This is a genomic window from Mesorhizobium sp. W050 (genome assembly GCF_054719535.1).
The window spans coordinates 1,960,378-1,971,179 of record NZ_JBTTIH010000001.1; the positions used below are offsets into that span (position 1 = coordinate 1,960,378).

General features: G+C 63.0%; 11 protein-coding genes. 3 read left to right on the forward strand and 8 right to left on the reverse strand.

The features are described 5' to 3' along the window. The first annotated feature begins 24 nt into the window (after positions 1-24). Positions 25-1,512, forward strand: a complete 1,488-nt coding sequence (locus ACYG9Y_RS09360; RefSeq protein WP_023738968.1) for a hypothetical protein — start codon at positions 25-27, stop codon at positions 1,510-1,512. A 24-nt stretch (positions 1,513-1,536) separates the two neighbouring features. On the opposite strand, the gene ACYG9Y_RS09365 is transcribed toward ACYG9Y_RS09360, so the two are convergent. Together ACYG9Y_RS09365 and ACYG9Y_RS09370 are read right to left on the reverse strand one after the other, a co-directional pair. Next, entirely contained in the window at positions 1,537-2,190 is a 654-nt protein-coding gene (locus tag ACYG9Y_RS09365; RefSeq protein ID WP_023710628.1) for a hypothetical protein, read from the reverse strand. Next, positions 2,187-2,486 carry a DUF3572 domain-containing protein gene (locus ACYG9Y_RS09370; RefSeq protein WP_023729852.1) on the reverse strand — a complete coding sequence of 100 codons (300 nt, stop codon included), beginning with the start codon at positions 2,484-2,486 and terminating at the stop codon, positions 2,187-2,189. The genes ACYG9Y_RS09365 and ACYG9Y_RS09370 overlap by 4 nt, the downstream gene beginning before the upstream one ends. 239 nt (positions 2,487-2,725) lie before the next feature. On the opposite strand from ACYG9Y_RS09370, the gene ACYG9Y_RS09375 reads away from it, so the two are divergent. Together ACYG9Y_RS09375 and ACYG9Y_RS09380 are read left to right on the forward strand one after the other, a co-directional pair. After that, positions 2,726-3,097: a response regulator gene (locus tag ACYG9Y_RS09375; RefSeq protein WP_023667574.1), complete on the forward strand. Its 372-nt coding sequence runs from the start codon at positions 2,726-2,728 to the stop codon at positions 3,095-3,097. 24 nt (positions 3,098-3,121) lie between these two features. Then, positions 3,122-4,495 carry a PleD family two-component system response regulator gene (locus tag ACYG9Y_RS09380; protein WP_023710626.1) on the forward strand — a complete coding sequence of 458 codons (1,374 nt, stop codon included), beginning with the start codon at positions 3,122-3,124 and terminating at the stop codon, positions 4,493-4,495. A gap of 402 nt (positions 4,496-4,897) precedes the next feature. Here ACYG9Y_RS09380 and rpmG read toward each other — a convergent pair whose 3' ends face one another. The 6 genes from rpmG to rnr all read right to left on the reverse strand — a co-directional run bounded on the left by rpmG (position 4,898) and on the right by rnr (position 10,802). Continuing rightward, a complete protein-coding gene (rpmG, locus tag ACYG9Y_RS09385) occupies positions 4,898-5,065 on the reverse strand; it encodes a 50S ribosomal protein L33 (RefSeq protein WP_006201775.1) in 168 nt (55 codons plus the stop codon). Positions 5,066-5,389: 324 nt separating this feature from the next. Beyond that, a complete protein-coding gene (locus ACYG9Y_RS09390) occupies positions 5,390-5,845 on the reverse strand; it encodes a YqfO family protein (protein WP_023681571.1) in 456 nt (151 codons plus the stop codon). A gap of 116 nt (positions 5,846-5,961) precedes the next feature. Continuing rightward, on the reverse strand, positions 5,962-7,137 hold the full coding sequence (locus tag ACYG9Y_RS09395) for an MFS transporter (RefSeq protein WP_023681570.1): 1,176 nt from the start codon (positions 7,135-7,137) through the stop codon (positions 5,962-5,964). Between the two features lie 79 nt (positions 7,138-7,216). Next, the gene (locus tag ACYG9Y_RS09400) at positions 7,217-7,957 is read right to left on the reverse strand and encodes an NUDIX hydrolase (RefSeq protein WP_023681569.1); all 741 of its coding nucleotides are present in this window, start codon (positions 7,955-7,957) and stop codon (positions 7,217-7,219) included. Positions 7,958-8,043: 86 nt separating this feature from the next. Next, entirely contained in the window at positions 8,044-8,496 is a 453-nt protein-coding gene (locus ACYG9Y_RS09405; protein WP_031194788.1) for a DUF983 domain-containing protein, read from the reverse strand. Then, on the reverse strand, positions 8,496-10,802 hold the full coding sequence (gene rnr, locus ACYG9Y_RS09410; RefSeq protein ID WP_023738967.1) for a ribonuclease R: 2,307 nt from the start codon (positions 10,800-10,802) through the stop codon (positions 8,496-8,498). Before rnr ends, ACYG9Y_RS09405 begins: the two co-directional genes overlap by 1 nt.

Sequence of the window (10,802 nt, forward strand, 5' to 3'; positions counted from 1 at the left end):
CTTTTTGGTCAAATGGAGAATTTTGTGAACCGTGTCTTGCCGCTTGCTTTCCTTCTCGCCCTCAGCGCTCCTGCCTTTGGCCAGGCTGTCGATGCCCAAGGTGCCAAGCAACTTTCCGATGAGCTCTCTCGCTATGTCGGCAAACAGGCGCTCAATGAAGGCATTTTGAAGATCTCAGCCGAGGAGGGTGCCTACAAGATCACCTTCGATGTGAAGGCGCTTGTGGCGAAGATGCCGAAGCAGGATCTGAAGCGGTTCGATTTCCCGCCCGTCACGCTGCGGGTCAAACCGCGCAGCGACGGAGGCTGGGATGTCGCCTCGGATTTCTCTACGACTGGGTCCATCGAGGTAAATGGCCCAAATGGCCTGAACACCGGGCAAATCGTTGTCAAGGATGGCAAGTTCACGGGCGTCTATGACCCGAAACTGGCGGCATTTACCAGTGGCACCAGTTCGATTGCGGGCATGACGATGACGTCGCGCCAAGTCAGTCAATTGACCAATTTGAGCGTGGGGCTGGGCTCTTCCAAATTTGACGCCAGCAAGTCGGCTAACGGCGGCGTCGATCTTAATTTCACACAGGCGATGGCGGACTTCGTCGAAACGGTCAAAATCGATGACCGGTCAATCGCAGCGCTCCGGGCACCGGAGCTCGCTGTGAACGTGACCGCTAAGGCCATTCAGACCAAGCCGCTTCTGGATCTTTTGGCGTTCGCCGTCGCCCATGAGGACGAGGCCCGGCTGAAGGCCGATCAAGCAGAGTTCAAAACGCTTCTGCTCGGTGCGCTGCCGCTATGGGAACGGATCGATGGGACCTACGCATTCAAAAACCTTGCCATTGAAACATATGCCGGCAATTTCGGCGCGGCGCAGCTGAACACCGTTGTCGGCATGGACGGCATCACCAAGGACGGCAAGATCAGCTACGCATTCAAGGTTTCCGGCCTGACAATACCGCAGCAGATGCTGCCCAGTTGGACCGTTGCGTTGCTGCCGACGGATCTCGACCTGAATTTCGGCGGCGCCAACATCGATCTCGACAGTATGGCTCGGAAAACCATAGAAACCCTCGATTTCAGTAAGGATCCACCGCTTCCGGCAGATTTCGGCGATGAGATTTCCGCCGATTTCTTGGCCAAGACACCAAAGTTCGTGCTTGGACACAGCACGGTCAAGAATGGTGACATTGAGGTCGCCATGGCAGGCGAAATGACCTTCCCCGACAAGAAGCCCGATGCCAACGTGACGATCGACGTGACCGGCTACGACAAGATCGTGGCAAGCCTGCAGGAGGCGGCGAAGACGGACCCGCAGGCCTCGCAGGCTTTTACCGGCGCGCTGGCCATCAAGGGATTCGCCAAGACGCTGCCGGACGGTCGTATCGAATGGGTGATCAACGCCAGGCACGACGGGTCGGTGACGGTCAACGGCGCCATGCTGAAGGGGCCTGATCCGGTCGTGGAAGACAACACCGATCAGGATGCGAGCCCTGGGACAGCAACGAAGCCCTGAGCGCTGGACTCAGAGGCGACTAACTCAGAGCCCGAGCGCGCTTGCGATCTTCGGCGCGGCCTCGTGCCAGTCCTCGACGGAGATGACGTCGTCCGGCACCGGCGGCAGGAAGGCGCGCAGCGAATTGTCGGCCATCAGGTGGAAGAGATGGGCGTCGGCAACCGAGTTGCGTGCCGAGATGAGGTTGGCGGGCTGGTCGTCGACAAAGACCACCGGCCGGCCCTTGCTACCACGCAACTTGGCCACCGCCGGTCCCTTGGCCATCTCGGTGGTCAACAGCGGATAGGGCAGCCCGAGCGCATCGAGATGAGCGCGGCGCGCCGCGCGATGCCGATGCGGCATGGCGGTCAAAAGGACGATCTCGGCGCGGTCGCCGAGGCTGGCAAGCGCTTGTTCGGCACCGTCGGTGACGCTCTGCCAGTCGGCCTGCGTATCGAAGAAATCTCCGAGAAGTGCCGTCACCTCCGGCTGTTCGATCAGCCGGCCGCTCGCCGTTTCGGCAATGTTGCCGGTGAGACGGAACGAGGCCAGCGTCAGGCCGAAGCCGCGCGATTTCAGGAAATGCGGAAACGGCCGGATGAATTCGAGCACGACATCGTCGACATCGAGGATCAGCAGAGGCCGGTCGTCGGCTGCAAGTTCGGCGATCTGGCGTGCCGTCTCGGGATCGTCGCTCATATCGAATGCTCATGGTCCTCGCCGCCAAGAGGCAGCGCGCGCAACGCCTTGCCGACTGAGGCAGGCGGGGTGCCGGTTTCCTCGGCAAAGCGCAGCAAGGTCGGCTCGTGGGCGAGGATGAACTGCAGCACGCCGGCAAGGAATCCCGGTTCGGCCGCGGCGCGGCGGATGGCGGACGCCTCGATGCCGGTGATGGCCAGGAAGCGCGGCAGGAGTTCGGGGTCGGCGGCGACGAAGCCCAGTGCCTTCACGGCAATGGTTTCCGCTTCCTCGCGCATTGACGCTGCGTTTGCCATCACTACTTTCTCGTTGCGGAAATGAGTCTCTTTTCCGCAGTAATCGCAAGCGTCGCCTGCGGCAAGCCACAGCCCCGATCCAATGTGGTTTTCGAGGTGGAATCCGAATGGCTTTTGCCGCTTCGGGTTTCCATTTCGTCAATCATATTGCCTTAAGAGTGAGCGAGGGTTTGGTGTGCTTCGACAAGGGCGCATAGCGGCAGGGCTTCGGGCAGAAGCCTGGCCGGGACGGGAAATCGATGCCTAAGAAGGTCATGATCGTCGAGGACAACGAGCTCAATATGAAGCTCTTTCGCGACCTCATCGAAGCCAGCGGTTATGAAACGGTGCGCACGCGCAACGGGCTCGAGGCGCTCGATCTGGCGCGCCAGCACAGGCCCGACCTGATCCTGATGGACATCCAGCTGCCCGAAGTGTCGGGGCTGGAAGTGACGAAATGGCTGAAGGAGGACGACGACCTCCATTCCATTCCGGTCATCGCCGTCACCGCCTTCGCCATGAAGGGCGACGAGGAACGCATTCGCCAGGGCGGTTGCGAGGCCTACATCTCCAAGCCGATCTCGGTGCCGCGTTTCATCGAGACCATCAAATCCTATCTCGGTGATGCCTGATGCCTTCAGCCGGAGCCTTGTGACATGACCGCGCGGATCCTCGTCGTCGACGACATCCCTGCCAATGTCAAACTTCTCGAGGTTCGGCTGCTGGCCGAATATTTCGAGGTGTTGACGGCCTTCAACGGGCCGGACGCGATCGAGACCTGCGAAAACGGCAAGGTCGATGTCGTGCTGCTCGACGTGATGATGCCCGGCATGGACGGGTTCGAGGTCTGCAAGCGGCTGAAAAGCGATCCGGCGACCGCGCATATACCGGTGGTCATGGTGACCGCGCTGGGCCACGTTGCCGACCGGGTGCGCGGCCTCGAGGCAGGCGCCGACGACTTTCTCACCAAGCCGGTCAACGATCTGCAGCTGATGACGCGGGTGAAGAGCCTGGTCAGGCTGAAGTCGCTGACCGACGAGCTGCGGCTGCGCGCATCGACCACCCGCAACATCGGCATCGAGGCGCTGTTGAGCCGCAGCTTCGCGTCGGAGGACGCCACGCCGAAGGTGCTGTTGATCGACGAGCGCAAATCGTCGTTCGAGCGCATCCAGAAAATGCTGCGCGGCAGCGCCGAGCTCGACATTGCGACCGATCCGCATGCCGGCTTCTTCCAAGCCGCCGAGGCGCCCTATGAGTGCGTGCTGATCTCGACCGGTTTTGCCGATTTCGATCCGCTGCGGTTGTGTTCGCAATTTCGTTCGCTCGACCGCACCCGCTTCCTGCCGATCATCCTGATTGCCGATGGAGGCGAGGAGGGGCGCATCATTCGCGGGCTCGAGCTCGGCATCAACGACTATCTGATGCGGCCGATCGACCAGCAGGAGCTGACGGCGCGGCTGCGCACGCAGGTGCGCCGCAAGCGCTACAACGACCAGCTGCGCGCCAGCGTCACCCAGACCATCGAGATGGCGGTGACCGACGCATTGACCGGCCTGCACAACCGCCGCTACCTCGACAGCCATTTGCAGACGCTGTTCGACCGCGCCGTGGCGCGGCGGCGGCCTCTGTCGGTGATGATCACCGATCTCGACCGCTTCAAGACCGTCAATGACTCGCATGGCCATGATGGCGGCGACGATGTGCTGCGCGAGTTCGCAAGGCGGCTGCGCAAGAACGTCAGGGGTATCGACCTTGCCTGCCGCTTCGGCGGCGAGGAATTCGTCGTTGTGATGCCGGACACGGACGGCGCGGTGGCGGAGAAAGTTGCCGAGCGCATTCGCGCTGAAATCGCCCAGCTGCCGTTTGCCATCGGCCCTGAAGGCAAGGCGATCGAAGTCACGGTCAGCGTCGGCGTGTCATCGGTTCTGAAGGGCGCGGACACGGTCGCGGCGTTGATGAAACGTGCCGACGTGGCGCTCTACGAAGCCAAAAGTGGCGGCCGCAACCGGGTCGTCGCCAAGGCAGCGTAGGCTAGACCACCGATTATGCAGGACAGGGTTAGGAATTTACCTTAATCCAAGCGATTCGGCAGGCTTGGTTAAGAAACTATTGATTTTCAAACATTGTTGCGCAAATGTGCGGTGCAAGAACAAGGGCGATGCGGGCACGAGGGTAGACAGCCGCATCGCTTCGCCGAATACCCCATGATGCTCAGGTCCGCCGCATCTCCTGGGTCCGTGGGGTCGGCCGGCCGGCGCTGGCACATAGTGGCCTCCTCGTACCGCTGCCATACGCCGACCGGCCCCCTTTTTTGCCAAAAAATGAGATGAGCACTTCGCGCCAAACAGCGGAGGGTTCTGGCTTTTCGGGGCCTTGAATCAAAAACGCCGCCCGAAGGGGCGGCGCTTTTGACAGAGCGTATGAAAACCAGATTACTTGATCTTGGTTTCCTTGAACTCGACATGCTTCTTGGCGACCGGGTCGTATTTGCGGAACGACAGCTTGTCGGTCTTGGTACGGCTGTTCTTGCTGGTCACGTAGAAGAAACCGGTGTCGGCGGTCGACAGAAGCTTGATCTTGATGTTTGCGGCTTTGGCCATTGTATCAGTCCGTTATGTTCGTGGGGTTTTGGCCGCTGGAGCGGGGGAAAACACCCGGACGCGGGAAACTTGGCGCGACACATAAAGAACGTGCCCGGAAAGTCAAGCCCGGCGCGGCCGCCGTGTCGTAAGCACATGAGTTGTCCGGATTAGGTAGCACATGAGTTGTCCGGTTTTATCACCGGCTCGATGGAGGCTGAGGCTCAGGGCGTTCGAATCTTGAAAAGCCAAGCAATTGGCTTTTCGTCCGCTACGAGGCCGCTTCTCACCCCACAAGGAGAGAAGGTAAGGTCGCTGTTGCTCGCCCTCTGCGGGGCCGGATTTCTAGGCTTCTTCCTTAACTGGAAGCGCTTTCTTCCAGTCCCCGGTGGTGTTCCACCGGCGATTCGGATTGGCGCGGTCGTCCAGGCCCTTGGAGCGGCTGGCGAGGATTGGCTGGATGCGGATCACCGGCTCCTGGTAGGAATGCGCCTGGAAAATCGCCTCGACGACGCGGGCGGCGAGCGCCTGGTCGTCGGGCAACTCGAACGAGACCTCGACGGTGCCGGGGCGGCGGCGCAGTTCGGTTTCGACGCCGGCGGCTGCACCTTCCAGCGGCCGGTAGCGTTCGATGCCGTGCGCCGTTTGATAGGCGTTGCGATCGTATTTTCCCATCGCCAGCGGCGCGATCGCGACCACGGCGTCCATGATGCGGTCGACATCGGCTGCCGGGGCCTGGAAGCTGACAAGCAGCAGAAGCGTCATGCGCAGAGATGTGGTTTCAAAGCCGCTGTCGATCATCGCCGTATCCTCAAACTCGGGTTTTTTGGGACACCCTTTTAGCTGAGGTCTCCTGACACGGTTCTGTCAGCAGCGGCGACATCCCGTCAGGATTGCGCAGGCTGGCGACGGACAGGCTACCAGATCTTGCGGACCAGCCTGGCGCTGACCAAGGCGATATAGGCGGCAAAGAACAGGCCGAGCGACCAGCCGAAGCCGGAGGGCCCGAAGGCATCCATGCCGATGCCGATCGCCTGCGGGCCAAGCACCATGCCGACGCCGTAGCAGAGCACGAAGGCGGCATTGGCCGAGGCCAGTTCATGGCCGGAGAGCTGCGAGCCCAGATGGGCAAGGCCGATCGTGTACATGGCGGCCACCACGCCGCCCCAGACAAACAGAAGCGCCGCCATCAGGTGCCAATTGCCGGCGAAGAACGGCATGAAGATGGTGCCGGCAAGTCCGACCGTGGCACAGGCCAAAAGCAGATAGCGGCGGTCTGAGACGCGGTCGCTGATCATGCCGATAGGGATCTGCAACAGCACGTTGCCGAGGCCGATCATGGTGAGCAGGAGGGCTGCATCCGCCTCGGAATAGCCGATGCGGTTGCCATAGACGGGGAACAGCGCAAAGCCGCCGGTCTCGACGGCGCCGAACACCAGCACGGCGGCGGTCGCTGTCGGCACCAGCCAGATGTAGCGCAGGAAGTTGCTGGTTTCGCCGTCAACCACGATTGTGGGACTTTCATTCCGTGCGGCCAGCACCGGGATTGCGGCCAGCGCGACCAGGACGATGATGACGCCAAACGGCAAGAAGCCGGTGCTGCCGATATGGGCGAAGATCCATGGCCCGGCGGCGAAGCCGAGCGACAGCACTGTGGCGTAGATGCCGAGCACCAGGCCGCGCCGGCGCGGCGGCGCCGAGGTGCTGATCCAGAATTCCGACAGGATGAACAGCACCGTCAGCGCGATGTGCAGCACGACGCGTAGTGGGAACCACATCCAGAAGTCCGGCGCGAAGTGGAAGCCGACAAAGGCGAGCGCGCCGGCGGCGATCATGGCGATCATCGTCCAGGCGACGCCGAAGCGCATCGCCAGCGGCGTGGCCAGCGGGGCGCCGGCGATCGAGGCAAGGCCGGCGACCGCGGTGTTGAGGCCGATCATCGATGCCGAGTGGCCGCGGCTCTCGAGAATAACGCTGAGCAGCGGCATGCCGAGGCCTATGGCGATGCCGACGACGCTGATCGACGAGATCGCGGCGATCATCGGTAGCCAATGTACGCGCTCGTCGCCCTCTTGCTGGGTATCGACCGTCATGTGATGCCTGAATACTCTGTCTGTTTGATATTGCGTAATTCCGGACGGAAAACCGCGTCACACTTTTCCTGGAATTGCTCTAAAGAATTTCGCGAACGAAGCGGTTGCGGATAAGCCGGTAGAACGGCACGGACCCACCGGGTCGCAGGCGTGGATCGCCGGCAAGCCGCGTCTCCAGCTCCTGCAAGATCGTTCGGGTGATGTCGGGGATATCGGCCTCTCTGGCCTTGGCGAGCGGCAGCCAGACTAGTTCTTCCAGCTCATTGGTCGGGCCGCCACCCGGCAGTTCCACGGCGACATCGCTGCGCCAGGCGCTGAAGAAGCGGGTGTCGAAACGACGCACGCGATTGGGCGGGGTGATGGCGCGGGCGATGAAGCGCAGCGGCGCCAGCGAAGGCTGGACGCCGTGCTCGACAAAGCCCTGCCAGTCGCGCTTGTCGGTTGCGAACGAGCCTTTGCGGCCGATGAGCAGGCCGGCTTCCTCATAAGTCTCGCGGATGGCCGAGAGCGCGATGGCACGGGCCCGCGACGGGCTGATGCGGCCGACGCCGGCGGTCAGCCTGGCTTCTTCCTCCGGGAGCAATGGGGTGGCAGCGGCAATGCGGCTGTCGGCCGAATCGGTGCGGCCGCCGGGAAAGACGAACTTGCCGGGCATGAAGGCGTGGCCTGCATGGCGCCGTCCCATCAGCACCAGAATCTCGTCGCCCTCGCGGTCGAGCAGGATCAGGGTGGCGGCATCGCGCGGGCGTATGGGCAGGCCGCTGTGGGCGGCCGCGCCACGGTCCATCCTGCTGACTTCCGCCTTGGTCATACCTTCCATGCGCAGGACCTAGCGGAAACTTCTGGCAAACGAAAGTGGCCTTCACGGTCGGCATGTTGCGCCAGGCGACATTGCCCTGACGCAAACTAGGTTCCGGGATGCGGCTCGGTGCCGTCTTTTTCGCCGCCGAAGCCGTGCATATAGAGCGCCCATTGCAGTCCGATGACGGCGCCCTTGACCGGTTGCAGCAGAGCGACCGACAGCACGATGGTCAACGGCACCCAAATGGCGATGTGCTGCCACATGGAGAGCGTCGACGTCGCCTCGACGCCCATGAAGGCGCCGAGAACGATGTGGCCGACAATGACGATGACGAGATAAGCGGGCAAGTCGTCGGCACGGTGGTGGTGGAACTCCTCACCGCACACGGCGCATTTGTCGACGCTCTTGGTGAAGCCGGCGAACAACCTGCCTTCGCCGCAATGCGGGCAGCGGCCAAGGGCGCCGCGCTTCATCGCCGTCCACAGCGGGCGGGCGACTCGGCCCGAATGATGTTCGCCGCCGAAAACCTGCTTCTGGATTCCCATTTCGCTTGCCATTATCGTCTCCTGCCGCGCGACCCCGGGCGCGATTGCGACGCGCGGGCGCGGCCTTTTGCCTTGTGAAACGACCGTTTGGAGCCGGGCAGGGGCTTCGGGTCGGTCAGCATCTCGAAACGCATCGCGCCGGCCATAGGCGCCACCTCGATCAGGCGAACCTCGACGCGGTCGGCAAGCTGATAGCCCTTGCCGGTGCGTTCTCCGAACAGCGATCGCGCGGTTTCGTCATATATATAGTAATCGCCATCCAGACTTGACACCGGGATGAAGCCATCTGCGCCAAACTGCGGCAATTGGACAAATAGTCCCGATTTGGTGACGCCCGAAATGCGGGCGTCGAAGCGGTCGTCGATGCGCTCGGCGAGGTAGGCAGCGATCAGCCGGTCGACGGTGTCGCGCTCGGCCGCCATGGCGCGGCGCTCGGTGCCGGAGATCAGCACCGCGACGTCTTCCAGCCGCGTCTCTTCGTCCTGCGTCAGCCCGCCAGGGCCGAGCCCAAGTGCGGCAATCAGCCCGCGATGCACGATCAGATCGGCATAGCGGCGGATCGGCGAGGTGAAATGCGCGTAACGCTTCAGGTTGAGGCCGAAATGGCCGATGTTCTTGGGCGAATATTCGGCCTGACTCTGCGAGCGCAGCACCACTTCGTTTACCAGCCCCTCATTGTCGGCGCCACGCACACGCTCGAGAATCCCGTTGAACTGGGCGGGCCGCATCTGCGCGCCACGCGCCAGCGACAGGCCGAGCGTCTGCAGGAACTCGCGCAGCGATTCCTGCTTGGCCAGCGACGGCGCATCGTGGACGCGGTAGACCAGCGCCTGCTTCTTCGCTTCCAGCGTTTCGGCGGCGGCGACATTGGCCTGGATCATGAATTCTTCGATCAGCTTGTGGGCGTCGAGCCGCTCCGGGACGATGACGCGGTCGACGGTGCCGTCCGGCTTGAGCAGGATCTTGCGCTCCGGCAGATCAAGCTCGAGCGGCTGGCGGCCATCGCGGCCGCGCTTGAGGATGGCGTAGGCGTCCCACAGCGGCTTCAGCACCGTATCGAGGATCGGGCCGGTCTTGTCGTCAGGAAGGCCGTCTATCGCGGCCTGGGCCTGCGGATAGGCGAGCTTTGCCGCCGATTTCATCATGACGCGGTGGAAGGTGTGACGCAGCTTGCGGCCATCGGCGGCAAAAATCATGCGCACGGCAAGCGCGGGACGGTCCTGGCCTTCGCGCAGCGAGCACAGGTCGTTGGAGATGCGCTCTGGCAGCATCGGCACGACGCGGTCGGGGAAATAGACAGAATTACCGCGTTTCAGCGCCTCGCGATCGAGTGCGGTGCCATAGCGGACATAGGCCCCGACATCGGCGATCGCCACTGTGGCGATCACGCCGCCGGGGTTCTTCTCGTCGAGGTCGGGCGTGGCGAAGACGGCGTCGTCATGGTCCTTGGCGTCGGCCGGGTCGATGGTCACCAGCGGCAGGTCGCGCCAGTCCTCGCGGTGATCCATCGCCGCCGGTTTTACCGCCTCGGATTCGGCGATGACGTCGGCCGGGAAGATATGCGGAATGTCGTGCGCGTGGATGGCGATCATCGAGACCGCCTTTTCGCTGGTCAGCGAGCCCAGCACCGCCAGCACCTTTGCACGCGGAAGCCCGTAGCGCGAGGCCCGCGCCGGCTCGACCTCGACCAAATCGCCGTTCCTGGCGCCGTTCTGGAATTCCTTGTCGACGATCAGTTCGGGCTGGCGACGTTCGACCGGCTCGATTCGGAAGGTGCCGTCCCTCAGGATACGGAAGACGCCCAGCACGGCATCGGTGCGCTTCTCGAAAATCTTCATCACGCGGCCGGTATAGGCAGGCCCGGTCGCATCGTCGGTCGGGAAGGTCTTGGCCAGCACACGGTCGCCGATGCCCGGCTGCGGGCCATTGCCGCCGCGGGAGACGCGGATCGAGATGACCGGCGGTTCGCCGGTGCCGACGGCCTCCGCCGGATGCGCCAGCAGGATGCCGTCGCCGTCGCGGCCAAAAATGTCGAGTACGGCGACGTGCGGCAGAGCGCCGACGCGGGCCAACCGCTTGCGCTCCTTGGTCAGGATGCCTTCGTCCTGCAGGTCGCGCAGGATGTCCTTCAGCCAGATGCGGTCGTCACCGCGCAGCGCGAACGCCTTGGCGATGTCGCGTTTTCCCGCGCGGTCGGGGTTCTCGGCGATGTAGCGCAGGATTTCGTCACGCGAAGGCCTGTAGTCGTCCTTGACCTTGGCCCTCGTGTCGGCGGTGCGCGGATCGCCGTGGCTTCTACCGGTGATCCTGCGCGCCAC